Here is a 24,906-nt window from a genome sequence, read left to right on the forward strand (position 1 = left end):
CCCCATGCTGATACGTCTGCTCCGCACCTACATGGGGCGGTATCGCCGCGAACTGCTCGGGGTTGTGGTCTTGCAACTCGTCGCGACCGCAGCGATGCTGTACCTGCCGACCCTCAACGCCGACATCATCGACAACGGCGTGGCGCAGGGCGACACGTCCTACATCCTTCACATCGGATTCTGGATGCTGGTCGTCTCGCTGGTCCAGGTGATCGGGTCGATCTCCTCGATGTACTTCGGCGCTCGCGCAGCACTCGGGGCGGGCCGCGACATCCGGCACGACCTGTTGCACCGCGTGGACAGCTTCTCTGCGCGTGAGGTCGGTGTGTTCGGTGCCCCGTCGCTGATCACCCGCACCACCAACGATGTGCAGCAAGTGCAGATGCTCGGGGTGATGGCCTGCACGATTCTCGTGACGGCCCCGATCATGTGTATCGGAGGGATCGTCCTGGGCATCGGTGTCGGCGGCACACTCGCCTGGGTACTCGTGGTCGCCGTGCCGATTCTCGGTGTCACGATGGCCGTGATCATCTATCGGATGATGCCCGGGTTCCGGGCCATGCAGGCGCGCATCGACATCGTCAATCGGGTGCTGCGTGAGCAGATCACGGGTATTCGGGTCGTTCGGGCGTTCGTTCGCGAGCGCCATGAACGCCAGCGGTTCGAACGGGCGAACGACGATCTCACCGACGCCGCCCTGCGGGTGGGCAGACTGCTCGCGCTGATGTTTCCGTCGGTGCTGCTGATCAGCAACGTGACCATCGTGTTCATCATCTGGTTCGGCGGCCACCTCATCGAAGACGGCAAGGTCGAGATCGGGGCGTTGACCGCGATGATCGCGTACGTGATGCAGATCCTGATGGCCGTCATGATGGCGTCGTTCCTCGCGATGATGGCACCTCGCGCATCCGTGTGTGCCGAGCGAATCTACGAGGTCCTGGACACCGAGACCTCGGTGGTGCAGGCCGACAAGCCCGCGGTGCTGTCCGGGGCTGATGCAACGGTCGAGATGCGAGCCGCGCGTTTCCAGTATCCGGGCGCCGATGACCCGGTGTTGCGCGACATCAGCTTTCGTGCCGAACCGGGCACGACCACCGCGATCGTGGGCTCGACGGGATCGGGAAAGACCACCCTGGTCGCGTTATTGCCCCGGTTGATCGACGTCACGGGAGGAGCGGTTCTGATCGGCGGCACCGACATCCGCGAACTCGATCCCGCCGTTCTACGGGGCGAGATCGGTTTCGTACCGCAGAAGCCATACCTGTTCTCTGGCACGATCGCCTCGAACCTGCGATACGGAAAGCCTGACGCCACCGAGGACGAGATGTGGGAGGCGCTCACCGTCGCGCAGGCCGCAGACTTCGTGAGGGCGATGCCAGATCAGTTGCAGACCCCGGTCGCCCAGGGCGGAACGACGGTGTCCGGCGGGCAACGGCAGCGACTCGCCATCGCCCGGGCGCTGATCAGGAAACCGAACATCTACCTGTTCGATGATTCGTTCTCGGCGCTGGATCTGCACACCGATGCCCGCCTCCGTGCCGCATTGCGTCCGGCCACCAGTCGGGCGTGCGTCATCATCGTCGCGCAGCGGATCACCACAATCGCCGACGCCGATCAGATAGTCGTCCTGGACTGTGGTGCTGTCGTCGGTATCGGCACCCACGAGGAACTGTTGTCGACGTGCCCGACGTATGCCGAGATCGTCGAATCGCAGCTGTCGGTGGAGGGACGGGCATGACGCGGCCGGGAGGGGGAGCGCCACCGAGCGGTGCGGTGCCGGGCGAGAAGGCCCGCGCGTTCGGTCCGTCGGTGAAACGGTTGGTGACCCTGCTGTCGAACCGGCGCGGTGCGCTGATCCTGGTGCTGCTCTGTGCGGTGGTGGCCGTCATCCTCAACGCCGTCGGGCCCCTGATCCTCGGCCACGCCACAGACCTCATCTTCAACGGTGTGGTCGGCGACCGACTGCCGGCCGGCGACACCAAAGACCAAGCCGTCACCGGCCTGCGGCAGCAGGGTGACAACACCTTTGCCGACATGGTCTCGTCGATGGACGTGACACCCGGTGTCGGTATCGACTTCGACGAGGTCGGGCGGGTACTGATCTTCGTGCTGGTTCTCTACGCCGGATCGGCCGTGCTGAGCTGGCTCATGGGCCGCCTCCTCAACGTCATCACCCAGCGCACCGTCCGGGACATGCGGGCGGAGGTCGAGAACAAGATCCACCGGCTCCCACTGAGTTACTTCGACGGCACCCAACGCGGCGATCTGCTGAGTCGGGTGACCAATGATCTCGACAACGTCTCGCAGAGCCTGCAGCAGACCATTGCGCAGTTGTTGAACTCGGTACTGACGGTCATCGCGATCCTGGTGATGATGGTCTACATCTCGCCCCTGTTGTCACTGATCGCGATCGTCACCATTCCGCTGGCCGTTGTCGTGACAGCTCAGGTCGCCAAACGATCGAAGCCGCATTTTCTGGCGCAGTGGTCGAGTACCGGGCGGCTCAACGGTCAGGTCGAAGAAGCGTTCACCGGGCACGAAGTGATCAAGGCGTTCGGCATGCAGGCCGACGTGGAGGCGCGTTTCGACGAGCGTAACGAGAAACTGTACGAATCGAGCTGGCGCGCCCAGTTCATCTCCGGGATCATCATGCCGGCCATCATGTTTCTCGGGAACCTGAACTACGTGGCGGTGGCCGTTGTCGGCGGCCTGCGGGTGGCGTCGGGCTCGTTGAGTCTCGGCGACGTGCAGGCTTTCATCCAGTACTCACGGCAGTTCACCCAGCCTCTCACTCAGATCGGCTCCATGTTCAACCTGATGCAGAGTGGGGTGGCGTCGGCCGAACGGATCTTCGACATACTCGACGCGAAGGAGGAGGTGCCCGATCCGCACTTCCCCCGAAGTCCGGAATCGAACAAGGGACTCATCACCTTCGACGACGTCTCTTTCCGATACCATCCGGATCGCCCACTGATCGAACAGCTTTCGTTGGTGGCGAAGCCCGGGCACATGGTTGCCATCGTCGGGCCGACCGGTGCAGGCAAGACGACGCTGGTGAACCTGATCATGCGGTTCTATGATCTCGACTCCGGGACGATCAGCCTCGACGGCGTCGATACCTCGACGATGACCCGCGACGATCTCCGGGAACGCACCGGCATGGTGCTGCAGGACTCCTGGCTGTTCGGTGGGTCGATTCGGGACAACATCGCCTACGGCGACCCCGAGGCGGACGACGAGGCGATTCTGGAGGCCGCGCGCATCAGTCATGTCGACCACTTCGTCAGGATCCTCCCGAACGGCTACGACACGGTCATCGATGAGGAAGGCGGCGGTGTCAGCGCAGGCGAAAAGCAGCTCATCACCATCGCCAGGGCGTTCCTGGCCAAGCCGACCCTGCTGATCCTCGACGAGGCGACGAGTTCGGTGGACACCAGAACCGAGCTGTTGATTCAGAAGGCGATGACCGCGCTGCGCACCGACCGGACGAGTTTTGTCATCGCCCACAGGCTTTCGACGGTCCGGGACGCCGACACCATCATCGTGATGGAGTCCGGCCGAATCGTGGAGCAGGGCTCGCACGATGAATTGCTCGACAACCACGGCCCGTACTACCGCCTGTACAACAGCCAGTTCAGCGGGCCGATGGATTCGGACGAACTCGGTGACCCCGAGTTCTCCACGAGCTGACCTTCGCGTCCGCTTCGGAGGGCACCCGCTATTGCGTTCGAGACTGCGGCTGCGCAGAGGTCTACTCGGCCGATGGCTTCGTAGCGGCAGTCTCGTTTGCTACAGGGCAGGTGTGAAGGAATGATGTTCGTGCGCAAGCGGCCAACACGGTGGCGAGATCGCCGCGGTGGACGGCATGGGCCCACGTTTCGACCAGGGTGCGGATCTGCGCTGCATCAGTGTGCATCGGTTGTCCTTTCGTCACAACCAATACAGACTTCGTGGGCGGCCATGACTCATCGCCCGGTGGTCAGCCGATCCCGATCTCCGGCCGTCCGGCAGGAATCGTGACAGTGGCGCGGCGGTGTAGTGGGGCTTGTGGGTCTGCGATCGTGTCGGCGACGCGGAACTCTGCCTGCCAATCCTGGTGGGTGAGCCGGTTCAACACGTATCCACGCTGCGCATTTCCGAACTTGACGTGAGGTGACGCCGCTTTCAGCAACCGGTCGCTGTCATCACTGTCGGCGCCGTCGCCTCCGGACGAGATCGACGTCCCCGCGAGTTCGACACCCACCGTCGGTGCCGGGCGCGTATAGCTCGACCTGAGCTCGGACGCGACTGATCGATGGATGTCACCGACTATCGACACCAGGTTGTCGACGCCGCGGGTACGCGCCCCGTCGAGTACCCGGGCACGTGAGGCCTCGTAACCGCTCCAACCATCCATGCTCACCGCGCGGTCCCCGTTCTTGGTACGCGCGAGGTCGGCGAGCGTCGTCTGATGGGCCAGGACGTTCCAGCGGGTACCGCTCGATGCGAGACCGTCGAGCAGCCACTGTTCTTGGGCCGCCCCGGTGATCGTGCGGTCGGCGCGGGCCGACAGGTCGTTCTGTGGGCCGTCGGTATCGCCATTGACCTGATCACTGCGGTATTGACGGGTGTCGAGCACGCTGAATTGAGCGACGTCGCCGAACGTGAAGCGCCGGTAGATCCGCATGTCCGCGCCGTTCGGCCGGAGCTCGGCGCGGACCGGGGTGTTCTCCCACCACGCCTTGAAGGCGGCAGCCCGGCGGTAGAGGAAGTCGGGCACGGGTGCCTGATCCTCACAAATCGCTGCCGCCCAGTTGTTCTCGACCTCGTGATCGTCCATGGTGACGATGAACGGCAACATCCGATGCGCCTGCTGCAGGTGTGGATCGAGCTTGTACAGTGCGTACCGCTCGCGGTAATCGTCGAGGGTCGTCATCTCGGAGAGCGCTGACTGTGGCATCGCGGTGGTGTTTCGTTGTCCGCCGCGGGTGGGTATCGCCTTCTCGTATACGTAATCGCCGAGGTGGAAGACAACGTCGGGCGCGGACCTCGCCATGTCGGCATACGCGTTGAAGAATCCGTCACCCCAAGATTGGCACGAGGCCCAGGCGAACGTCATGGACGCTGTGGTGCCCAATGCCGAAGGTGCCGTTCGGGTACGACCGACATCGGAGATGTGCCCCGCTGCGCGGAAGCGGTAAAAGTAGTCGGTCGATGGCTCCAGCCCCCGCACGTCGACATGGATGCTGTGGCCGTCTGCGGATGTCGCCACCTCGATTCCGCGCCGCAGGATCTGGCGAAAAGTACTGTCGCGGGCCAGCTCCCATTCTACTGGCACGGGTATGTCTGTCATGCCACCGTGCGGCGCCAGCGGCGCGGAGGCCAGCCGGGTCCACAGGACGACCGCGTCGGGGAGCGGGTCGCCCGACGCCACGCCCAACGTGAACGGATGATCACCGTGATTCATCGGCGCAGGATAGGCGGCAGGAGCCTCGATGAGGCCCGGAGTGAAGGCCAGCGCGCTTGCGACCCCTGTCCAGGTGAGGAACCTGCGTCGAGAGATTCCGGATCGAAGTGTCTTGTCGGGACTGATTCGAAGCGTGTTCGGCACAGGCGCAGCAGATCAGCGTGACCTGTCATCGCCGAGACATCGCGGTGAAGGTCAACCAAAAGCTGATCGACGACCGGATGTCATCACAGGTCATCGGTGATGGGCGACCCGCCGGTGATCAGCTGCCCTCGGCGTCCAGCCCGGAAACGACTGCCGTCATCACAGCACGCCAGTGTGTCCGCTGCTGTTCGCGTTCGTCGGCGTCGACGAGGCGTTCCTGATGGAAGCGGATGACGGTCTTGTGGTCACCCTCCGGTGTAACCGTCACCTGGACGATGGTCTCGTGGTCCCAATCCCTGGGCTGCCAGGTGAGCCGGATTCGTTCCTCACTGTGAAAGCTCCTCGTCTCGCCTGTGGTCCCATCGGCGGTCTCGTACTGCAGGCCTCGTTCATGTCGGAGTCGGACGCCGTGGCCGAGCCACACCGCGGTCCCGGCGTCGGAGGTCAAGAAGTCCCAAACCTCTTCGAGTGGGTGACCGACCGTCTTCGAGACGCCGATCTGCCAACCAGCATCTCGGGTATGCCCGGTCTGCCTGTTCGTCACCGCTGCACCGCGGCCACAGCGGCCAACTCGACCAGCGCGCCCGGTACTCCCAGTGCAGGCACCATTGCCGCGGTGATCAGTGGCGGGTCGCTGTTGGGATCGAGCGATTGGGCCGCAACAGCGTATCCGGCGGTCAGGTCGATGCCATCGACTGCGTAGAGCGTCAGGCTGACGACGTCGGACATGTCCGCGCCTGCCGCCGCCAAGGCGGTCTTCAGGTTGGCCATCACCTGAGCGGTCTGGGCGCCGATGTCATCTCCGCCCACGAGTGCCCCGTTCGCGTCGACCGCGTTCTGGCCCCCGACGAGGATGGTCGTGGCACCCGGTGGGATGACTGCGACGTGACTGAATGCGGGACTGTTGATCAGCCCCTCGGGTTTGAGCAGCTTGATGGTTTCCATGTTCTGACCGTAAACGAATACCCTGCCCAGAGTTGTCAGGGTTTGACATCATATTTGAACAATGTCTACTCCCACCGGCCGCCGTCTGCAGGCGTTGGCAATCTTGCAGTCCAACCCGGGTATCAGCGCGGGTAGGCTCGCCGAGCGACTGAACGTCACCGAGCGCACCGCGAGGCGCGACGTCGAACACCTCCGAGAAATCGGCTACCGAATCGATGCCGAAGCCGGCCGATTCGGCGGCTACACCTTGTCGTCGGGAGCAGCGAGTCCACCGCTGGTTCTTGACGCCGACGAGTCCCTTGCGGTGGCTCTCGGATTGCATTCCTCGGTCGGGGTCGGTGGTTTGGCGCCCGCGGCGGTCACCGCGCTCGCCAAACTGACCGAGACGATGCCCGCGCGGCTGCGCGGGCGTTTCGAAGCGGTGGCCGCGGCCGAGGCCGTCGACGGCGATGAGGTTCGATCCGCCGATGCGGGGGTTCTGGTCGCCCTGGCGCTGGCCTGCCGCGCGCAGGAGGGCGTGCGATTCCGGCATCGCCGGCGATCTGACGAGCCGGGCCGCGCGCGCGATGTCCAGCCCGGGCAGTTGGTCCGGGCGGGCGGGCGCTGGTATCTGGTCGGCCATGAGCGGGGGAGCGAGCGGTGGCGTGCCTACGCCCTGGACCGGATCGCAGACGTCAGGCCGTTGGGAACCAAGTTCTCGACGCCGCCTCAGCCGCCTGATGCCGCAGCGTTCGTCGCCGACAGCGTTGCGCACGGATGGCGCCACAGAATCCGTGTACGCGTGTACCTGTCGGGGGAGGAGATCAGAAAGCTGGTCCGTCCATCTGTCGCCTCTGTCACCGACGAGGGCGACGACTGCATCCTCTCGCTCGGAGCGGACGATCTCGACTGGGCGGCGCGGTGGCTGGTCTACCTCAACGTCGACTTCGATGTACTCGAGCCTGCGGAACTCGCCGACCGATTACACTCCCTCGGTTCCTGGATCGCTGCCCGCTACACGGGGTGACGAGCGCATCTTGTCCGGTCACCGGCACACGATGAACCACGTGGCTGCGGCTGCACCGTATTGTTCTGTATCAGTTGGATTTTGGTGTCCACCCGAGCTTGGGCCCGAGATGGGTGGCCATGTCAGTGATGATTTGGAGATAGTCGGCCTCGTCGAAGGAGAACGGCAACGCGAAGGCGACCTCCTGGACTCGCAGAAAACCCGCGTGGGAGTAGAGAATGTCGGCGATCTCCTCAGACGATCCCACCACGTCGGGCGCGAACACCATTTGGCGTGGACCTTGCGGCGACAATGTGCGATCGAAGCGGGCGGCCGCATACTCCTTGTACTTCTTGATCTGTTCCGGGGTCGCGGAATCCGTGGGGATCACCACCAATCCCTGTGAGACGCGGGCATTTCCAGGATGGGGATGATTGGCCCGATACGCGTCGATGTGTTCGGCCTGGATCGTGGCGAAGTCGCGCGAGTCGGTTCCCTCGGTGTTCACCACCGAACTGGTCAAATAGTTGAGGCCCTGTTGTCCGGCCCAGATCGCTGAAGAGAGCATGCCGCCGTACCAGAGCCGGTCGATCAATCCGGGTGACTGTGGTTGGACGATTCTGGAGAATTGCTCGATCCCGATCGTCCCTTCGAAGTCGCTGACCGGCACCCCTCGAATGTTGTCCATGAGGCGAAGGACTCGATCTTTGCTGAAGTTCTCCAGCTCGTGCGACTCCGGGTACAGCTTTGTCTTGAAGTCGTCGTACCGCATCGGGGTGCCCACTGACACACCTGGATTGATCCTGCCGCCCGAGAGCAGGTCGACGGTCGCGAGGTCTTCGGCCAACCGGAGGGGGTTCTCGAGCCCCAGCGGAATGACCGCGGTACCCAGCTCGATCCGCTTGGTGCGCTGGGTGGCGGCGGCCATCACCGCGACCGGCGACGAGATCCCGTACTGCAGGTGCCGATGCCGAAGCCAGACGCTGTCGAACCCGAGTTCTTCGGCCAGTTCGATGGTGCGCAGCATCTCCTCGTGGCCGGTACGCGGATCCGCGGGGTCGAAACGTCCGATGGTGAGAAAACCGAGCTTGGCGAGACTCTGACCTGGCTGTGGCACGTTCAACCTCCGGCGCGCGTCGAATCCGGCTGGCCCGCGATTCCATGTAAGACGATAGCCGTCGTCTGATCGACCCAGTCCTCGTCGAGGTCTTCGTCCGGCCGGATCAGCAATCGCAGGATGGTGCTGCCGCCGATGACCTCGAGGAGGCGGTCCGGGTCGATGCCTGCCCTGACCTCACCACGCTCCACGGCGCGGTGGAGCCGAAGCCGCATCGCCGCGAAGACACCGTCTTGGAAGCGTTGCATGACAAGCTCGTTGAGCTTCGGATCGGCGCCGACCTCGCCGAGGAGCCCAGGTAGCGCGGCCCGGGTGACCGGATCCGTGAAGATCGACCGGGACCCCGCGACGAGTGCTCGGATGTCCGTTGCCACATCGCCGGACTCGGGGATCAACGCGGTCACCGGGGCGGGAAACGCGGCCTCGTGGACCAGGTGAGCCTTGCTCGACCATCGCCGGTACAGAGCGGTTTTCGTGGTGCCCGCCCGCTCGGCGACGGCGGAGAGCGTCAGAGCTGAGTACCCGATCGAGACGAGTAGTTCTGCGGTGGCCCGCAGGATCGCTTCATCGATGCTGCGGTCGCGCGGTCGCCCGGCGGGGGCCTTGTCATCACTGGGGGTCTCTGCTTTCATTACGCTACCAACCGTATCGTAATCTGCGTCACACTTTCTACGTGGCGTGCAAGCTCCCGGAGGGGCATAGTGGCCACTGAACAATCCCTTGCCGACATGAGACTCCAACGTTCGAGTCGAGATGTCACCAGTACACCAGACCGGCTCGCGGCATGGCTGTCGACGGTGTTGCCCGACGGCGTCATCCCAGACGTCGTGGTGGACAGTGGCATCGACTCGAACGGCATGTCGTCGGAGACCATCGTGCTCGCTGCCACCTGGGACGACGGTGGGGAGGCGAAAACCCACCGTTTTGTCGCGCGAGTCACCCCGGCGGCCGAGGACATCCCGGTCTTCCCTACCTACCGGTTGGACCACCAGTTCGAGGTGATGCGGTTGGTCGGCGAGTTGACCGGTATCCCTGTGCCTCAGGTGCACTGGATGGAACCGACAGGTGACGTGCTGGGAACCCCGTTCTTCCTCATGGACCACGTCGAGGGCTTCGTACCGCCCGATGTGTTGCCCTATACGTTCGGTGACAACTGGTTCTACGATGCGCACGCCGAACGGCAACGCAGACTGCAAGATGCCACGGTCGAGATACTCGCGGAGCTGCACTCCATTCCGAACGCGTCCGAGACCTTCGCCTTCCTGGGCGATGGCGAGGGTGATACAGCCCTGCGCCGCAACGTCAACTGGTGCAAGTCCTGGTATGAGTTCGCGGTCCCGGGCATCGGCAGATCGCCGTTGCTGGACCGCGCGTTCGAGTGGTTGGACGACAACTGGCCTACGGCAGCCGACTCGGCTGAGCCGGTTCTGCTCTGGGGTGACGCGCGACTCGGCAACACGATCTATCGAGATTTCGAACCGGTGGGGGTCCTCGACTGGGAGATGACCGCACTCGGGCCGCGCGAGCTCGATCTGGCCTGGATGATCTTCGCTCATCAGGTTTTTCAACACATCACGACGCTGATGGGGCTGCCAGGAATGCCTGATCTCCTCCGTGAGCAGGACGTCGTCGCGAAGTACACAGAACTGACCGGTGTCGATGTCGGCGATCTGAGCTGGTTCTACGCATACGCCGCGGTGATCTGGGGTTGTGTGTTCATGCGCACCGGCGCGCGGCAGGTGCACTTCGGCGAGATCGAGATGCCCGATGAGGTCGACGGATTGTTCCACCACCGGGCGCTGCTCGAAAAACTCATCGACGGCGACACGCTTTTCACGACATCCGAAGGAGGCGCCAAGTGATCGGTCCGCTGGACGAGTATCCCATCCACCAGACACCGCTACCGATCGGACTCGTGGACTCGAGCGACAGGAACTTCTACGACCGTTGCTATTTCAACGCCCATGACCGCACGGGCGATGTCTTCGTCATCACCGGTGCCGGGTACTACCCCAACCTGGGTACCAAAGATGCGTTCGTCCTGGTGCGCCGCGGCGACGTGCAGACAGCGGTACACCTTGGTGACGCCATTGATTCTGATCGACTCAACCAACACGTGAACGGGTATCGCATCGAAGTCGTCGAGCCGCTGCGCCGGCTCCGTATCGTGCTGGAGGAGACCGAGGGCATCGCGATGGACATGACCTGGGAGGGGTCGTTCGACGTCGTGCAAGAGCAGCCGCACATCATGCGGACCGGATCTCGGATCACGCTGCAGGCCCAGCGCTTCGCGCAGGTCGGCACCTGGAGTGGTGTGGTGACCGTCGATGGCAGTGACATTGCGGTCGACCCGTCTACTTGGGTCGGAACCCGCGATCGATCCTGGGGCATACGCCCGGTGGGGGAGGCCGAACCCGCCGGACGGCCGGCGGATCCACCGTTCGAGGGTATGTGGTGGCTCTACGTGCCGCTGCGTTTCGCAGAGTTCGCGATCGTTCTCATCATGCAGGAGGACCCGACTGGTTTCCGGATCCTCAATGACTGCACGCGCGTCTGGAAAGACGGCCGGGTCGAACAACTGGGCTGGCCGAGAGTGAGAATCCGGTACGTCCCCGGTACTCGGACGCCGACCGGCGCGACCATCGACTGCACGACTGCCGACGGTTCACCGCTCACCCTGGAGGTCGAATCACGGCTCGCGGTGCCGATCCACCTCGGTGGCGGCTACGGCGGTGACCCCGACTGGATTCACGGGACCTGGAAGGGTGAGAAGTTCACCGAACGAGTGACTTATGACGTCACCGATGAGTCGAACGCGGGACGTGTCATGTTCGGTGTGATCGATCACGTCGGACGCGCCGTGTGCCACGGACCCGGAGCCGAGGGCGTTGAAGGTTTCGGATTGTTCGAGCATGGCGCGCTGGGCAGACACGACCCGTCGGGGTTCGTCGATTGGTTCACGCTGGCCCCGTGACCGACCGGTGAGAAGTGGAGCGCTCTGCGGTCTACCTCTGTGATGGTCGCCGCAACCGATCGAAGAGGAGAAAAATGCGCACGCTCGCAATCACGCAGAACATGACCTTGGACGGATCGATCGAGATGCTCACCGGCTGGTTTGATCCGACCGTGGACGACCCCGATCTGTTGGATGAGTCGCATCGCCAGGATGCCGAGGCCGACGCACTGCTGGTGGGGCGGCAGACCTTTGTCGACTTCCGCGGCTATTGGCCTGCCCAGGTCGATGACCGCACCGGTGTCACCGACTACCTGGACAACGTCCAGAAGTACGTCGTGTCGTCCACCCTGACCGACCCCGAGTGGCAGAATTCGACGATCCTGTCCGGGGACCCGGTGTCCGCAGTCCGTCTTCTCAAAGCGCAGCCGGGCAAGGACATCGTGCTGACCGGAAGCATCAGCCTCGGGCACACGCTCATCGAGGCGGGCCTGGTCGACGAGTTCCGATTGTTCGTGTACCCCGTGGTGCAGGGCAGAGGCCGTCGATTGTTCCCCGAGGGCCGGGAGGCATCCAACCTGACGCTGCTCCAATCGCGGGCGTTCCGGTGCGGTGTGACACTGATGCGCTACGCGGTGAGCTGACCTCAGCGTGCGCCGGGTTTCGGCTCGTTGATCCGTTTGCCGATGGCGGCGAGCTGACGTATCTGCGCCCGGCTCAGCCTGTCGACGACCAGGTTCCGCACGTTCGCGGCATAGCCGGGCGCCGTCGCAACGACCTTCTCCCAACCGGCCTGCGTAAGTGAAGCATTCGTGAAACGACCGTCATCCGGGCAGGGCCTGCGCTGCACCCAGTCGCGTTTCTCGAGCCTCGTGACGACATGTGAGAGGCGCGAGAGCGATCCGTTCGCGAGTTCGGCGAGGGCGCTCATCCGAAGTGTCCGGTCGGGCGCCTCGGAAAGCGATGCGAGGACCTCATATTCGAAATGGGTCAGCTGTGCATCACGGAGGAGCTGCGCGTCCAGGGCGTGGGGTAGCCGCGACAGCAGGATCGCCACCTGGATCCAGGCGTCCATTTCTTCGTCGTCGAGCCAATTCGGCTCGGGCTCGTTGCGCATCGCTGCAGTGTAATACCGGGCACGACGGCAGATCATTCATTTGACGCTTCAAGTGAACAACCCTACGATTCACTTGATTCATCAAGTAAATCTACAAGTGAGGGCTATCGAGACATGAACAACCCCATCATCCGAAGCACCGGAATCCTGATCGCGCGCATCGGTCTCGGAATCGTGTTCTTGGCGCACGGCTTGCAGAAAATCAACACGTACGGCTTCTCCGGCACCAAGGCGAGCTTCGAAGGAATGGACGTTCCGCTGGCCCCGGTGTCGGCATTTGCTGTCACCTGGCTCGAAATCCTCGGCGGCATCGCGCTGATCGCAGGGCTGCTGACCCCGATCGTGGGCATACTCTTCTTCCTCGACATGCTGGGCGCATACTTCTTCGCGCACATCGACGCCGGCCTGTGGGTCTCCGATGGTGGCTACGAGCTCGTGCTGGCTCTGGGCGCAGGTGCGCTGCTGCTCGCAGTGGTGGGCGCAGGGCGATTCAGCGTTGATGCCGTGCTCGGCACCAAGGTCGGCTGGCTCGCTGCCGACGGCCCCCGGACGCGGGAGACCGTCAACGCCGGCTGACGCGAGAGTGCTGGTCAGTGGTTGAAGCGCCCGATTTATGGGTATGAGGCCAGGATGCACCGACCAAGCACGATCTCGTAGTGGCGCCTGACGGCGAGAGGGCTCAGCCCAGCGACCGCGACGACAATGCAGGGGGTCAGCGGACCCCGCTGAACGAGCCGCCGCGGCTCCGGACGGACGACAACCGGGCCGCGAGCCGGTTGGAGCTCTTCTACGACCTGGCCTACGTGCTGGTCATCCACCAGATCGCAATCGCGTTCAACAAGGACCTCACGTGGCACGGTGCCGCAGTGTTCGCAGGGCTGTTCGCCATCACGTGGTGGTCGTGGGTGACGATGACCCTGTACGCCAACCGCTTCGACACCAACGACGTGATCTACCGGGTCCTCAAACTCGGTGCGACGTTCGCGGTGGCCGTCATGGCCGCCAGTGCCGGGTCGATCCCGTCGTCCGGGGTCGCCGCGTTCACCGTGGGATACGTGGCGACGCGGGTGGTCCTGGCCGTCCTGTACGCGCGGGCATGGGTGCACATCATCGACTCGCGCCCCACCATCAACCTCTATTTCGCGACGACGTTGTTCAGCTCCGTGCTCTGGACGGCATCGTTGTTCACCCCCGCTCCGGTGACCTATGGATTGTGGGCGGCGGGGATTCTGATCGAGGCGGCCGCGCCCATCGCAGCGACCCGCTGGGGCCCGGACGTCCCCCTGCATCTCGACCACTTGCCGGAACGTTTCGGCCTGTTCGTGATCTTGGTCCTCGGCGAATCGGTGTCCGCGATCGTCCTGGGCATGCACGATACGCACTGGGCGTTGTCCTCGGTCGTCGTGGCGGGCCTCGGCTTCACGATCGCTGCCGCGCTGTGGTGGATGTACTTCGACATCGGGGGAGCCGAGGCGAAAACCCTGCTGCAGGCAGATGACGATGCCCACAGCAGCGGCCGCGCAGACTCCTACATCTACGGGCACCTTCCGCTGACCCTGGGGGCGGCGCTGCTCGGCGTGGGAATCGAGCAGTATGTGCTGCACCCGGTAGGAGAGCTGACGGCCGGCGGCCGTTGGGCGTTGTGCGGCGGGCTCGCGCTGTTCGTCGCCGGCGTCTGCATGGTGCTGGCAGGCAGCGCGCAGTCCTGGCGGGCCGTGTTCCCATGGCCGGCCATCGCGATCCCTGCCGTCGTGGTCGTCGGTTTCGTCGACAACGCGATCCCGTTCACCTCCGCGATCTTCCTGGCGATCGGATCGATCGTGGCCGTGGTCACCGGCATCGTCCGGCGACGTCAGAGCGCCATGAAAACCACCGAGACCTGATCGATCGACACACTGATGGCGTGAGGACCGGGCGGAGTGGGTAGCCTGACCCGGTGGGCATGCTGACGCCGCTGGCGGTCAAGATAGGTGCGGTCTCGTGGATGCCGAAAATGCTCCCGATCATCGAGAAGTGCGATGTACGGTTGCAAGGCCTGACCAAGGGGCGGCTGAGCGTTCTGGACATCGCCGGCCTTCCCAACATCGTCTTACGGGTACCTGGTCGCAAAACCGGGAACGTGCGGTCGACTCCCTTGCTGTGTGTCCCGCAGAACGGTGGCTGGTTGATCGCCGGTTCGTATTTCGGCAATCCCAAGTTGCCCACCTGGGTACTCAACCTCCGCGCGTGCGAGACGGCAGAAGTCATCTATCGCGGGAAGACGCTGTCCGTCGGTTGGCGTGAGATCACCGGGACCGAAAGGGATCAGGCCTGGCAGACTCTGCTGGCCACGTGGCCGAACTTCGCCATCTACGAGCAGCGCACCGAGCGACTGATCCCCGTCTTCTTCTTGGCCCCCGGTCCCTCGAAGTCGTAGACCGGGCGGAACCGGACGGTGGACATCGACGAGGTGGCCGACGAACTGTACGGCTTGGATCCGGGCGAATTCGTGAGGGTTCGTACCGCTCACGTGAAAGAAGCCCGGGCACAGGGTGATCGAAGCCTCGCCAAAGAGATCTCGCAACTCCGCAAGCCGACCGTGGTCGCTTGGATGGTGAACATGCTCGCCCGAGAGCATTCCGAGGACGTGGAGAATCTGCTCGAACTCGGTGCGGCGCTGCGTGATGCCCAACGCCACCTTGCCGGGGACGACCTTCGCGCACTGACGACACAGCGGCAAAAGGTGGTTCGCGCGATGGCGCGCCAGGCCGGCGATCTCGCCGCCGACCACGGCCAGGCCGCCAGTGAGAACGCTCTCCGAGAAGTCGGACAGTCATTGCACGCCGCCTTGGCCGACCCCGACATCGCCGAGCAGGTGCGAGCCGGTCGACTGGTGACCGCTGTCAGCTACAGCGGTATGGGTCCTGCGGGCATGGCAGTGGTCGGGGGCGGCACGCGAAAGTCCACAGCACCGCCCGTGCGAAAGAAAGCTCCGAGCGCAGAGGAGCGCAAAGCAGCACGCGATGAGGTCGCCGCGGCCGAACAGGCCGAGCGGGACGCAGAGTCGGCGCTCGCGTCGGCTCGGGCGGATGCCGAGAAGGCCGCGGGCACAGTGACTGCAGCGGACACACGCATAGAGGAACTACGGGGCCAGCTGGCGCAGGCCGAGCAAGAGCGTCAATTCGCCGTGCGGGCAGAGCAAGCTGCCGTCGAGCAGGTCGACGCGGCGGACAGCGAGCTCGAGCAAGCACGCGAGCGGGTCACGAAGAGCCGCGTTCAGCTCGAATCTCTTGGTAGATGACGCCGTCGTGCCGCGAAGGTCAGTCCATCACCGGTGATCCGATGCGGCGAATGCGCCGGCAGCAACCGACAGATGAGTAGCAGCCGCCGCAACGACACTACGTAGTTCGTCCCGGGGCCGAATGTCGTTCGTACCACTGGGCGACCAACGTCGAACCGATGCCGTGGATCACCACGCTGCCGAGTACCGTCACCGTCATCGCATACAGGGTGTCGTTGGCGATCTCCCCGTCGAGCGCGTTGTAGGCAAGCAGGCCGAACACGATGGATGCGGTGCCGCGAGGACCCAACATGCCGATCACCAGTCGATCGGTGCGGCTCAGTGTCGTGCCCAGCAGAGACATATACACCGGCACGATTCTCAGGACGGTGAGTGCTGCAAGTGCAAGCACGATGATCTGCCAGACGAATCCGAACTCGAGCACCAGGACAGCGGTGCAGCCGAAGACAAACCACATCGCCAGTGCGGCGAGCACACTCGCATCATCGACAAGACTGAGCTCCGACTCGGTCGGCTGCGTCGACCGTGCCGCCTTGTAGGCGATTCCGCAGATGAAGGCGGCAACAAAACCGTTGCCGTGCAACTCGGTTGCCAGACCGTAAGCCAGCAAGGGAAAGATGACCAGGCTGATACGGATCGATTGCTGGGTCGCAAAGCCCCGTGCCATCGAATGGTTGGTCAGCCAGGCGGCGACGACACCGACAACACCTCCGGCGAGAATCGCGTAGAACGCCGAGGGCACAGCCGTTTCCAGGGCGTCGGCCGGACCCTCTGCATGAGAGTGATCGCCGGCGAGAGTCAGCGCGAATATGAAGAGGGGGGCAACGATGCCATCGTTGTAGCCGCTCTCGATGTTGAGGACGTTGCGCACCCGTACCGGTATTCGTTGGTCCCTGACCATGGATGAGGTGGGTGCGAGATCAATCGGGATGGCGATACACGCGATGAGCAGCAGGACCCCGATGGACAGGCTCGGCAGCAAAGCCGCTCCGGCCAGCAGGGCTGCGCCGATCGACAAGGGCATCGCGATGAGCAGCAGTCTGACCGAGGTTCGTCGTTCGCCCGCGAAGTACCCGCCCTTGACCTCGGTGGCGTCGACGAACAGTAGAACCGCCAGAATCAGTTCCACAACCTTCTCGGCGGCAACGGTGTTGAGCGTCTGGCCGATGTCGTTGCGGGTGCCGAGACCGATGGCGATACCTGCGGTGACCATCAGCAGTGGTCCCGAAATCCGTAGCCGCGCCAAACGCCCGGCGACGAGCGACCAACCCACGATCACGACCAAGGCGATGAGTACGGACGTGGTCACGATGGTGACCGATCCCGGCGGGTGCTTGTCAGCTCGCCGCTGTGTTTGCGTCGCCCTTGAGCACCTGACGATCGTATACGCGGACGCGCAGGTGGATCAGTTGCCGGCAAGCTTGGCCGAGTTGCTCGTGCAGTACAGAGGAACACCGATGTTGATCAGGGTCCGCGACTTGGAGTCATCGAGACCGGTCTCGTCGGCGATCTTGGTGACAGTGTCATTGAGGCTGGTGCCGTTCGACAGTTCGTCGCACGCCATCTGTGCAGCGGCGATCTGATCTTCCCGGCTCCCGAAAGTGGCGTTCTGCGATTCCAGCGCCTGAATGTAACCGTTGTCCTTCACGTCGCCGGCTGCGGTGGATGCGTTGTCGACGAGCTGTTCGGCACTACTGCGGGCCTGGTCAGTGGCGTTCTGGACGTCTTCGCTGCTACACGCGCCCACGAACACCACACTGCTGAGGAATGCGATCAGTGCCACCAGCTTTTTCATGTCAATCCCGTTTCGTCGTCGAGTACTGATGAGAACGATATGCGATCGACGAAACTAGTCACCCTGACCTGCCGAACTGGGGACCGACGCGTCGGCGCTCGACGCGGATTTCGGCTGGTGGTAGCCGATTGCGGGCCTGGCGACCAGTTCGATCGCCAGGAGCGCGAGTGCGGCGATGACGATCGTCACCATGACCACGAGCCCTGAAGGATAGTTCCAGAAGACGAGCACGAGGATTGCCACTGCGACCACTGCAACTCGCAGCGGTATCCGGAACTTCGCCGCTGCGGATTCGACGGGACGCGGAACTCTTCCCGCGGCATTGCCTCTGGCCGCGTTCAAGCCGCGGCCAAACGCCCCACGCACCGCCGTTGCGGACCCGGATGACCCGGAGAGATACCCGATCGCCGCGATGACCACGGCGAGCACGGCGACGGCTCGCAGCATGGTGCGCAACGGTACGAGGATGGTGTCGATGAGGACCTCCGCGGCGGCAGGGGAGAGCACGCCGGGGGGAACCGCATCTAGATAGAGCGACCGCCCGACGCTGATCGCGACAGCCAGCAATGCCATGGCGACAGCGAGTGCGATCCCGAGAAGGGAGAACGCTTTTTTCCGGGATCCCCTGGGGGCGGCCCAGATCGCGGCAGCACCCACCAACAACGTCAGGAAGGGGAGAATTGTCGACGCCTTGTCCAGTGCGGACACCGCCCGCTGCGCCTTGACCAGATCGGGGGACCTGAAGATGATGAAAGACTTGTCGATGTCGGGGATCTTGTCGGCAAAGGAGAACCCGCGGTCTCGCAATGCGTTTCGTACGTTGTCGATGATCGGACCGAGTTCGATGCTCACGGTGCCGTCGTCGTCGATCTCGATCGCATCGTTGGTCTCGCCCGTCAGTACCGCGGCGAGTCGTTGGTGGGCTCGCTTGTTGGCCTGGATCCAGAGCGTCTCGAATTGATCGGACCTCACCAGCGCGGTGACCGCCTGCCGGATGAACGACTGTGCCTGCGAGGTGAGCACCGGGGCGAGGCCGATGACGGCCGGCGGCACGTTGGGCGCGTTCTCGGTCAGCGCGGTCAATGCCTCTTTGGTGACATTCGCTATGTCGCCGCGCGCCATGATCTCCGCGGTGATCTGGTCGGCCAGCTCGTCCTGTAAGACAGCGTTTCCTGCGAGCGGTGTCACCGTTGCGACGTAGCGATCGGTGTCGAGCACTTCGCTGCGTGCGAAGCGCGCCAGCACAGCTGAGAAGGCCAACACCGCAACCAATACCAGCAGCAACCCGGTCGCCGTCCACCTCAGGCCGCGTCTGTGGATCACCGCATCCCCGGGCGCACCCCGATTCTCCGTGAGTTCGCGGCGGAGACGTTCGAGCTCGGCGCGCTCGGTTTCCTTCAACGGTTCGTCGGCGTCAGGAACCACCATCGGTCGGCCTCATCTCGTAGAGCGGATGCGCCACCCCTGGGCAACCGCTCATGAACCTTGACCCAGGACTATCGCCTGCGCATCATCCGCATCGGATGAGCAAGGGCCCTCCCATCAATGGCCGGGCAGCACGCAGATCGAGTCGATCCCGAGTACGTGATTGAGACGACCGAACGCCAGCCACGATCCCAGGCACATACTCAGTTCGACGATGTGGTTCTGGCTGTACTCGGCAGTCATCCGGGACCAGAAATCTTCGTCGAGGCCGTGGTGGTCGAGTGCGTAGCGTTCGGCGTACTCGGCGGCGAGTCGAGTGCGTTCATCGAAGGCGTCGGTGGTCCGCCAGTTCCGTACCGCTTCATCGAAGGTCGACTCGACTTTCTCTCCGTCGCGTTCGGTTCGCCAGTCCTGACAAAAGACACACCCGTTGATCTGCGCGATCCGCAGGCGTGCGGCCTCGAATTCGCGGAGGCCGAGTGTGCTGTCGGAGTAGACCTTCAGGGAGAAGTTCGCGGCGGCTCCGCCGATGCCCGGGACCATTTCGCCCCAGACATAATTGATGGGATCTTTGCCCTCGGGAACGTCGATGATCATGCCGGTGCCATCCTCGTGAGTTTGCCGACCGCCGGGACGAGCGGTACGTCGAGTGCGTCATACAGTCCTGGCCTGGCTTCGCGGAGCCAGCCGATGGCGTTGACCAGCCGCCCGACCGCGGTGGCGTTGCCCCCTGCCGCTCTGTTGCCACCCTCGTCTGTCGCTTCGACGGAGATCTCGATACGAGGGCGGCCCTCGATGATCACCTTGTGGGCGCCGTCTCCACCGTCGGGCGGCACGGGCCAGTCAGGTGCACACGACGGATGGATCCGGGTGACGTGCTCGATGACGATCAGCGGTTCACCGCCGACGATCCCTTGTACCTCGAACCGAACCGCGCCCTGTGTGCCGGCGTCGAACGTGCCCATGTGCTCTGTGTCTACGGTCGTCTCGAGAGGGCGGCGCAGCAGTGTCTCGCGGATCTCGTCGATGTCGACGCCCAGCGCGCGGGCGATCAGCCGGATCTGTCCACCCCACACCATGGTGGGAACGGACGGTGCCACCATCGGTGGTTCGTAGTCCATCGGTTGGCCCATCCCGATGAGGTAGCGCACGGAATCAGGTTGGTCATAGGTGGTGTAGTCGAAGATTTCCTGGCAGCGCACCTGCTCGATCGTCGATGCGAGACCGCTGGCGAGGATGGGCAAGATGTCGTTGCCCCAGCCGGGGTCGATACCGGATACGAACAGCGAACCACCGCCATCGGCGATCGCTGCGAGGACCGGGTCTCGTAGCTCCGGTGGCGCGGAGGTGGGGTCGTACAACGCGTAGAGGGATGGACTGACCACGATGGCACCGGCGCGGATGGCGCGGGTGATATCGGTCAGTGCCTCCTCGGGGCGGATATCGCCGGATGCCGCGTAGACAACGGCGTCGGCGACAGCCAGTGCCTGCGAGATGTCGTCGGTGGCCGAGACTCCGAGCGTTCGGCCCACATCGCCCAGATCACCGGCGTCGCGCCCGACCTTCGCGGGGTCGTGGACGATGACGCCGGTGAGGTCGAGATCCGGATGGGCGTCGATCGCGCGAATCGCTGCGCGGCCGACGTTTCCGGTGCCCCAGACCACTGCTCGAACCGAAGGTGAAGTCATCACCCGACGATATAGAACACGTTCTTGTTTTTCCGGAAGTCTCGATTATCGGACTACCGCATGCGGTCGCCTCGGGAGTTCACTGATTGGCCCGAATATTGATCGCCGCCAGGTCGACCGTCCTGGAGATGCGACGGTTGCGGGTCTCGGGCCGTTTGGCGCTTGCGATCCATTCGACGATCAGCCGTCGCGCCGAGGGTGGGAAGCCCTCGAAATGCTCGCGGGCGGGTTGATTACCGCGCAGCGCTCGGTGCAGGTCGTCTTCGCTGGTAGCGATCATGTCGGCGGTCAGCGCCTGCCACCTTCCGTTTGCCTTGGCGATGTCGATCGCCGTCTGTCCGTACTCGGTCATCAGGCCCGCATCGATCAGGTGCTGGGCACGTTCACGATTGAGCGCACTCCAACTGCTTCGTGCGCTTCGCGGGGTGAATCTCAGCTGCGAACTGTGCGCACCGTGCCTGCGATGCAGACCGTCGATCCATCCGAAGCACAACGCCTGTTCGATGGCTTCGTGGTAACGCATGCCGGCGTTGACACTACTTTTGTGATGGATGACGAGCCAGATCTCGGTGGCCGAATCTCCGTTGTCGATGAGCCAGCGGCGCCAGTCCTCGGCGGTCCGGAGGTCGACGATCTCCATCTCACGCGCCCACTCGATCGACCGGACTGACGGTGGTGAGTTCTCGCAACATGATCTGTCCTTTCTTTGGGGTCAGGACTCATCCTCCCGGTCAAAGTGCTCATCAAATGAGCACTTTGTTTGCGAGACTTGGATCATGCGCGCCGACCGCCTTGTTGCCACCCTTCTGCTGATGCAGAACCGCGGGCGGGTGACAGCTGCGGAGGTCGCATCCGAACTCGACGTGTCCGTCGCGACCGCCCGGCGAGATCTGGAAGCACTCTCGAGCGCGGGTGTCCCGGTGTACCCGCAATCAGGTCGTGGTGGCGGCTGGTCCTTGGTGGGCGGTGCCCGTACGGACCTGACGGGTCTGTCGGCCTCCGAAGCGCAGGCACTGTTCCTACTCGTCGGTCCGGCCGCCGCGGCGTCCGAGGACGCGAGGGCAGCCATGCGCAAATTGGTTCGCGCACTACCGCACACCTTCCGCGCCGCTGCGCAGGCTGCCGCGGAGGCAACCATGGTCGACAGCGCAGGCTGGGGAGAGCGGCGCCGGAACCGGCCCGCAGAGGTGACCGCTCTTCAGGCTGCGGTGGTCAGCCGACAACAGGTCAGACTCACGTACCGCGCCGGCGGCGACTCCACGACCGTGCGGATGATCGACCCGTGGGGGCTGGTCGACAAGGACGGCAGCTGGTACCTCCTGGCAGGTACCGAACGCGGACAGCGAACGTTCCGGGTCGATCGCATCGTCGAGGCCGAGGTGACCGACCGGCCGGCGCAGCGACCCGTCGATTTCGACCTCGCCGCGGCGTGGGAAGCGGTGGTGGTCGACATGGAGGGACGTCGATCGAAAACGTGGGCGACCGTGCTGACCGATCGGCAATTCGTACCGATCCTGCACGATCAGTTCGGCCGTCACTGTGAGGTGGTGGCTGAACTCGACGATGATCGGTCGAAGGTTCGCCTCGGGGCGCCGACGCCGCTGGACATCGCCCGCAACCTTGCCGGGTGGGGTGTGGCGGTCGAAGTCCTGGAGCCATCCGACGTCCGCGCGGAACTCGACCGGATAGGCGGAGAGCTCGTCAACGGAACAAAAAACGGCACGTGATTCTTCAGCCGGTTCCGTTTCGCGAATTGCTCTCACGATAAGGAACACGTTCTCCTTTCGAACGTATTCCGAGTTACGGCGGATGGGCTATTATTCCGGGGAAGGAACAATTGCCCAACTCGGCGGCGGGTACGGCCTTTATCGGAAGGTCGAAATACGTCCTGAACAATTGCAGTCCGTTGAATGGGTGACAGACATGGGGCGTGGAGCATGATTGGCTGGCCGGCGTTGGGGGGACGACATTGATGAGATCAGATTCAGGAGCAATCGAATTGATCGCCGCCCTGCGCCGATGTCAGGCGGCGGGCGATTCTGACGCTCTCTACTTCTGCGCGGCGTGGTTGCACGGATGCGGTATCCCTGCCGCGAATTCTGCATTGGCGTCCCTGGTGGATGGCGACGGTCTGGACACCGAGGCCATCGACTCCGCGTTACGCCAGTTGGCCCGGCAACGGTTCGATGAGCTGGCTCAATGGTGCATCGAGACGGCGGGTGTGCTCAACGGAGGGATGCCTCGGGACCCCTCGGCGTGGCTACCCGGGCTCACCTACGCGCTTCGTCGAGACGATGTGCCATTGAGTGCGGGGGTTCATCGGGTAGCGCTGGCGGACATGGCCCTGCTGACGTGTTCAGATGCCGTGCTGTCGCGGAATTCAGTGCATATTCGCGCTTATCAGACGGTGCGAGGCGAATTACTGGCCCGTGCCGCTGCGCGAAACTGATTAATTGGGTCAAATGACCCAGTTGCGCGGCTGTCGCCGGGCTGGCCGATGCCCTCCCTGATAACGCAACGCGGGTTCTTCGCGATAGTGATTGCCAACTCTGTCAGCGTGAACATTTGTGTGAAAACCGACTGTATCCGTATCCATTCAGCTATCGGTCGGGCGGCAGAACCTGCGAATCGCGGCGTTCGATGTTTCATCCGCCAACACGCGCGCGTGGTGTTGCGGTCGGGCGATGCCACCGGCATGTGCGGGGCATGAGTACGGTATGCGCGGAGAGGAGCCACGATGGGAACCAGAGACCGCGACGACGATGGCAAGGCCCGGCAGGCGCGCCCGCGGGACGCACTCGGCCGCCCGCTGCCCTACGGCGCCACGGGCGTCGAACCGGTCTCGGAAGTACCCATGCCGCCCGAGCAGACGCTGGAAGTGGCGCGAGAGTTGGTGTGCGCCGGCCGCCCTTTCTCCGCGCACGAGATTCTCGAAGTTCGCTGGAAAACCGGACCGGACGGCGAGCGTCCACTGTGGCAGGGACTCGCGCAACTGTGCGTCGCCCTCACGCACGCGGCGCGCGGCAACGCGGTCGGTGCCGACCGTCTCCTCGGCCGAGGAGCACGACACCTCGCCGAATATGGCAAGTCGTCAGGACCGCTCTACGGACTCGACGTGGACGCGGTCGTCGCTGCAGCACGAGCGCGGATCGGCGCCGGGCCGCAGTGAGGCGCCGCGGGCCGGCCTCAGGCCCGCGCTCGGCGCGCCAGATCAACTGTCGCCGAACGCAATTCCGACAGCGCGTTGATCGGTTCGGAGTAGCCGACGCGGGTGTAGGCGATGCCCCGAGGAGTGTGGACCCGCAGATCAAGTCCGTAGCGATCGGCGCCGGTGCATACGGCCGACGTCGTGTCCGGGAAGCCGCCAAGTGTCTGCGCCATCGCCAGCAGTGAATCGGCATGGTCGTCGTTGAGGTGGACGATTGCCCCCGCCGCCCCAGGTGACACCGGATCTGGTGCGGCCGACGAGTAGTCGGCGGCAGTCGCGGAATCCATGCGTCCGTAGCCGCCGACCCAACGCACCCTGTCCACTCGAAGCACCCAAACCGAGAAATCACTGAAGTCGATGTAGTACTTCGCCGCTGGAACCCCCGCCAGATGGGCTTGGCGAGCCGCAGCCAGCTCATCGCCGGTCGGTCGTTCAACGTGCCCGGCGAGGGTGATCCTGGCACTGGCGAGAGGATCGGCCTCGGCGTTCGGGGCGACGATGGCGATACTGGCGCGGCCGTCTCCTGCCAGATTCCGGCCATGCTCGGCCATGTGCGAGACGCACAGGACAGGTGAGCCCCCAAGCAGGCCGTAGGTGATGAAGGACGCCCATGGCGATCCATCCGACGTCAGGCTCGCGAGAGTGCCGATATTGGTCGATCCGGCTATCGTCCGCGCCTCTTCGGCAGCTGAAGGCCGTCTCGCGTCGACGACCTCGGTCAGAGGCGGTGGAACGGATGGGGCATCGCCGGGGTCGCCATGATCGAGAGACATGGTCGAAACGGTACTCGACACGTGATGCGT

Annotated in this window: 26 protein-coding genes; 13 read left to right on the forward strand and 13 right to left on the reverse strand. The window is 64.0% G+C overall.

The features are described 5' to 3' along the window. Positions 1 to 4 precede the first annotated feature (4 nt). Both DFR67_RS00810 and DFR67_RS00815 read left to right on the forward strand, forming a co-directional pair. Positions 5 to 1,738 carry an ABC transporter ATP-binding protein gene (locus tag DFR67_RS00810; RefSeq protein ID WP_110467528.1) on the forward strand — a complete coding sequence of 578 codons (1,734 nt, stop codon included), beginning with the start codon at positions 5 to 7 and terminating at the stop codon, positions 1,736 to 1,738. Then, a complete protein-coding gene (locus DFR67_RS00815) occupies positions 1,735 to 3,690 on the forward strand; it encodes an ABC transporter ATP-binding protein (RefSeq protein WP_110467529.1) in 1,956 nt (651 codons plus the stop codon). Before DFR67_RS00810 ends, DFR67_RS00815 begins: the two co-directional genes overlap by 4 nt. A gap of 289 nt (positions 3,691 to 3,979) precedes the next feature. On the opposite strand, the gene DFR67_RS00825 is transcribed toward DFR67_RS00815, so the two are convergent. The 3 genes from DFR67_RS00825 to DFR67_RS00835 form a co-directional block, all read right to left on the reverse strand. After that, the gene (locus tag DFR67_RS00825; RefSeq protein ID WP_245937636.1) at positions 3,980 to 5,446 is read right to left on the reverse strand and encodes an alkaline phosphatase D family protein; all 1,467 of its coding nucleotides are present in this window, start codon (positions 5,444 to 5,446) and stop codon (positions 3,980 to 3,982) included. A gap of 262 nt (positions 5,447 to 5,708) precedes the next feature. Next, positions 5,709 to 6,134, reverse strand: a complete 426-nt coding sequence (locus tag DFR67_RS00830; protein WP_110467530.1) for an SRPBCC domain-containing protein — start codon at positions 6,132 to 6,134, stop codon at positions 5,709 to 5,711. Continuing rightward, positions 6,131 to 6,535 carry a RidA family protein gene (locus DFR67_RS00835; RefSeq protein ID WP_110467531.1) on the reverse strand — a complete coding sequence of 135 codons (405 nt, stop codon included), beginning with the start codon at positions 6,533 to 6,535 and terminating at the stop codon, positions 6,131 to 6,133. Before DFR67_RS00835 ends, DFR67_RS00830 begins: the two co-directional genes overlap by 4 nt. 61 nt (positions 6,536 to 6,596) lie before the next feature. Here DFR67_RS00835 and DFR67_RS00840 point away from each other — a divergent pair, with 61 nt between their 5' ends. Then, on the forward strand, positions 6,597 to 7,541 hold the full coding sequence (locus DFR67_RS00840) for a helix-turn-helix transcriptional regulator (protein ID WP_110467532.1): 945 nt from the start codon (positions 6,597 to 6,599) through the stop codon (positions 7,539 to 7,541). 70 nt (positions 7,542 to 7,611) lie between these two features. On the opposite strand, the gene DFR67_RS00845 is transcribed toward DFR67_RS00840, so the two are convergent. Both DFR67_RS00845 and DFR67_RS00850 read right to left on the reverse strand, forming a co-directional pair. After that, positions 7,612 to 8,637: an LLM class flavin-dependent oxidoreductase gene (locus DFR67_RS00845; RefSeq protein ID WP_110467533.1), complete on the reverse strand. Its 1,026-nt coding sequence runs from the start codon at positions 8,635 to 8,637 to the stop codon at positions 7,612 to 7,614. Positions 8,638 to 8,639: 2 nt separating this feature from the next. Beyond that, on the reverse strand, positions 8,640 to 9,269 hold the full coding sequence (locus tag DFR67_RS00850; protein ID WP_110467534.1) for a TetR/AcrR family transcriptional regulator: 630 nt from the start codon (positions 9,267 to 9,269) through the stop codon (positions 8,640 to 8,642). 69 nt (positions 9,270 to 9,338) lie between these two features. Here DFR67_RS00850 and DFR67_RS00855 point away from each other — a divergent pair, with 69 nt between their 5' ends. The 3 genes from DFR67_RS00855 (at position 9,339) to DFR67_RS00865 (ending at position 12,234) form a co-directional block, all read left to right on the forward strand. Next, positions 9,339 to 10,499 carry a phosphotransferase family protein gene (locus DFR67_RS00855; protein WP_110467535.1) on the forward strand — a complete coding sequence of 387 codons (1,161 nt, stop codon included), beginning with the start codon at positions 9,339 to 9,341 and terminating at the stop codon, positions 10,497 to 10,499. Further along, complete coding sequence (locus tag DFR67_RS00860; RefSeq protein ID WP_110467536.1) at positions 10,496 to 11,611, forward strand: Rv3169 family protein; 1,116 nt, start codon at positions 10,496 to 10,498, stop codon at positions 11,609 to 11,611. The genes DFR67_RS00855 and DFR67_RS00860 overlap by 4 nt, the downstream gene beginning before the upstream one ends. Before the next feature lie 74 nt (positions 11,612 to 11,685). After that, the gene (locus DFR67_RS00865; RefSeq protein ID WP_110467537.1) at positions 11,686 to 12,234 is read left to right on the forward strand and encodes a dihydrofolate reductase family protein; all 549 of its coding nucleotides are present in this window, start codon (positions 11,686 to 11,688) and stop codon (positions 12,232 to 12,234) included. Positions 12,235 to 12,236: 2 nt separating this feature from the next. Here the strand turns inward: DFR67_RS00865 and DFR67_RS00870 are convergent, their stop codons facing one another. Then, on the reverse strand, positions 12,237 to 12,707 hold the full coding sequence (locus DFR67_RS00870) for a MarR family winged helix-turn-helix transcriptional regulator (RefSeq protein WP_110467856.1): 471 nt from the start codon (positions 12,705 to 12,707) through the stop codon (positions 12,237 to 12,239). A gap of 114 nt (positions 12,708 to 12,821) precedes the next feature. Between DFR67_RS00870 and DFR67_RS00875 the strand changes: the two genes are divergently transcribed. The 4 genes from DFR67_RS00875 (at position 12,822) to DFR67_RS00890 (ending at position 15,987) form a co-directional block, all read left to right on the forward strand. Then, complete coding sequence (locus DFR67_RS00875) at positions 12,822 to 13,283, forward strand: DoxX family protein (protein WP_110467538.1); 462 nt, start codon at positions 12,822 to 12,824, stop codon at positions 13,281 to 13,283. 80 nt (positions 13,284 to 13,363) lie between these two features. Further along, positions 13,364 to 14,590 (forward strand): low temperature requirement protein A, encoded by a 1,227-nt coding sequence (locus DFR67_RS00880; protein ID WP_110467539.1) that lies wholly within the window; start codon positions 13,364 to 13,366, stop codon positions 14,588 to 14,590. A gap of 53 nt (positions 14,591 to 14,643) precedes the next feature. Continuing rightward, the gene (locus DFR67_RS00885) at positions 14,644 to 15,123 is read left to right on the forward strand and encodes a nitroreductase family deazaflavin-dependent oxidoreductase (RefSeq protein ID WP_245937637.1); all 480 of its coding nucleotides are present in this window, start codon (positions 14,644 to 14,646) and stop codon (positions 15,121 to 15,123) included. 18 nt (positions 15,124 to 15,141) lie between these two features. Then, positions 15,142 to 15,987, forward strand: a complete 846-nt coding sequence (locus tag DFR67_RS00890; protein WP_110467540.1) for a hypothetical protein — start codon at positions 15,142 to 15,144, stop codon at positions 15,985 to 15,987. A gap of 97 nt (positions 15,988 to 16,084) precedes the next feature. On the opposite strand, the gene DFR67_RS00895 is transcribed toward DFR67_RS00890, so the two are convergent. The 6 genes from DFR67_RS00895 to DFR67_RS00920 form a co-directional block, all read right to left on the reverse strand. Next, positions 16,085 to 17,296 carry a cation:proton antiporter gene (locus DFR67_RS00895; RefSeq protein ID WP_170135183.1) on the reverse strand — a complete coding sequence of 404 codons (1,212 nt, stop codon included), beginning with the start codon at positions 17,294 to 17,296 and terminating at the stop codon, positions 16,085 to 16,087. Between the two features lie 96 nt (positions 17,297 to 17,392). Next, on the reverse strand, positions 17,393 to 17,782 hold the full coding sequence (locus tag DFR67_RS00900) for a DUF732 domain-containing protein (protein WP_110467542.1): 390 nt from the start codon (positions 17,780 to 17,782) through the stop codon (positions 17,393 to 17,395). A gap of 54 nt (positions 17,783 to 17,836) precedes the next feature. Further along, a complete protein-coding gene (locus DFR67_RS00905; RefSeq protein WP_110467543.1) occupies positions 17,837 to 19,210 on the reverse strand; it encodes a hypothetical protein in 1,374 nt (457 codons plus the stop codon). Between the two features lie 114 nt (positions 19,211 to 19,324). Continuing rightward, entirely contained in the window at positions 19,325 to 19,804 is a 480-nt protein-coding gene (locus tag DFR67_RS00910) for a carboxymuconolactone decarboxylase family protein (protein ID WP_110467544.1), read from the reverse strand. Further along, on the reverse strand, positions 19,801 to 20,895 hold the full coding sequence (locus tag DFR67_RS00915) for an NAD(P)H-dependent amine dehydrogenase family protein (protein WP_110467545.1): 1,095 nt from the start codon (positions 20,893 to 20,895) through the stop codon (positions 19,801 to 19,803). The genes DFR67_RS00910 and DFR67_RS00915 overlap by 4 nt, the downstream gene beginning before the upstream one ends. 79 nt (positions 20,896 to 20,974) lie before the next feature. After that, on the reverse strand, positions 20,975 to 21,535 hold the full coding sequence (locus tag DFR67_RS00920; RefSeq protein WP_110467546.1) for a YdeI/OmpD-associated family protein: 561 nt from the start codon (positions 21,533 to 21,535) through the stop codon (positions 20,975 to 20,977). Between the two features lie 136 nt (positions 21,536 to 21,671). Here DFR67_RS00920 and DFR67_RS00925 point away from each other — a divergent pair, with 136 nt between their 5' ends. From DFR67_RS00925 to DFR67_RS00935, 3 genes are all read left to right on the forward strand, one after another. After that, positions 21,672 to 22,622, forward strand: coding sequence for a helix-turn-helix transcriptional regulator (locus tag DFR67_RS00925; RefSeq protein ID WP_110467547.1), 951 nt, complete (start codon positions 21,672 to 21,674; stop codon positions 22,620 to 22,622). Positions 22,623 to 22,867: 245 nt separating this feature from the next. After that, the gene (locus DFR67_RS00930) at positions 22,868 to 23,344 is read left to right on the forward strand and encodes a hypothetical protein (protein WP_146240338.1); all 477 of its coding nucleotides are present in this window, start codon (positions 22,868 to 22,870) and stop codon (positions 23,342 to 23,344) included. A gap of 288 nt (positions 23,345 to 23,632) precedes the next feature. Next, the gene (locus tag DFR67_RS00935; RefSeq protein ID WP_110467549.1) at positions 23,633 to 24,064 is read left to right on the forward strand and encodes a DUF309 domain-containing protein; all 432 of its coding nucleotides are present in this window, start codon (positions 23,633 to 23,635) and stop codon (positions 24,062 to 24,064) included. 17 nt (positions 24,065 to 24,081) lie between these two features. Here the strand turns inward: DFR67_RS00935 and DFR67_RS00940 are convergent, their stop codons facing one another. After that, positions 24,082 to 24,876, reverse strand: coding sequence for a HugZ family pyridoxamine 5'-phosphate oxidase (locus tag DFR67_RS00940; protein WP_110467550.1), 795 nt, complete (start codon positions 24,874 to 24,876; stop codon positions 24,082 to 24,084). Positions 24,877 to 24,906 lie beyond the last annotated feature (30 nt).

Source organism: Williamsia limnetica (assembly GCF_003217475.1).
GTDB classification, from domain to species: domain Bacteria; phylum Actinomycetota; class Actinomycetes; order Mycobacteriales; family Mycobacteriaceae; genus Williamsia; species Williamsia limnetica.

Bases quoted from the DNA above. Each gene is read 5' to 3' on its own strand.
- DFR67_RS00810 (WP_110467528.1), top strand. From the start codon at position 5: ATGCTGATACGTCTGCTCCGCACCTACATGGGGCGGTATCGCCGCGAA.
- DFR67_RS00815 (WP_110467529.1), top strand. From the start codon at position 1,735: ATGACGCGGCCGGGAGGGGGAGCGCCACCGAGCGGTGCGGTGCCGGGC.
- DFR67_RS00825 (WP_245937636.1), bottom strand. From the start codon at position 5,446: ATGAATCACGGTGATCATCCGTTCACGTTGGGCGTGGCGTCGGGCGAC.
- DFR67_RS00835 (WP_110467531.1), bottom strand. From the start codon at position 6,535: ATGGAAACCATCAAGCTGCTCAAACCCGAGGGGCTGATCAACAGTCCC.
- DFR67_RS00840 (WP_110467532.1), top strand. From the start codon at position 6,597: ATGTCTACTCCCACCGGCCGCCGTCTGCAGGCGTTGGCAATCTTGCAG.
- DFR67_RS00850 (WP_110467534.1), bottom strand. From the start codon at position 9,269: ATGAAAGCAGAGACCCCCAGTGATGACAAGGCCCCCGCCGGGCGACCG.
- DFR67_RS00865 (WP_110467537.1), top strand. From the start codon at position 11,686: ATGCGCACGCTCGCAATCACGCAGAACATGACCTTGGACGGATCGATC.
- DFR67_RS00870 (WP_110467856.1), bottom strand. From the start codon at position 12,707: ATGCGCAACGAGCCCGAGCCGAATTGGCTCGACGACGAAGAAATGGAC.
- DFR67_RS00875 (WP_110467538.1), top strand. From the start codon at position 12,822: ATGAACAACCCCATCATCCGAAGCACCGGAATCCTGATCGCGCGCATC.
- DFR67_RS00900 (WP_110467542.1), bottom strand. From the start codon at position 17,782: ATGAAAAAGCTGGTGGCACTGATCGCATTCCTCAGCAGTGTGGTGTTC.
- DFR67_RS00905 (WP_110467543.1), bottom strand. From the start codon at position 19,210: ATGGTGGTTCCTGACGCCGACGAACCGTTGAAGGAAACCGAGCGCGCC.
- DFR67_RS00910 (WP_110467544.1), bottom strand. From the start codon at position 19,804: ATGATCATCGACGTTCCCGAGGGCAAAGATCCCATCAATTATGTCTGG.
- DFR67_RS00915 (WP_110467545.1), bottom strand. From the start codon at position 20,895: ATGACTTCACCTTCGGTTCGAGCAGTGGTCTGGGGCACCGGAAACGTC.
- DFR67_RS00920 (WP_110467546.1), bottom strand. From the start codon at position 21,535: ATGGAGATCGTCGACCTCCGGACCGCCGAGGACTGGCGCCGCTGGCTC.
- DFR67_RS00925 (WP_110467547.1), top strand. From the start codon at position 21,672: ATGCGCGCCGACCGCCTTGTTGCCACCCTTCTGCTGATGCAGAACCGC.
- DFR67_RS00930 (WP_146240338.1), top strand. From the start codon at position 22,868: ATGAGATCAGATTCAGGAGCAATCGAATTGATCGCCGCCCTGCGCCGA.
- DFR67_RS00935 (WP_110467549.1), top strand. From the start codon at position 23,633: ATGGGAACCAGAGACCGCGACGACGATGGCAAGGCCCGGCAGGCGCGC.
- DFR67_RS00940 (WP_110467550.1), bottom strand. From the start codon at position 24,876: ATGTCTCTCGATCATGGCGACCCCGGCGATGCCCCATCCGTTCCACCG.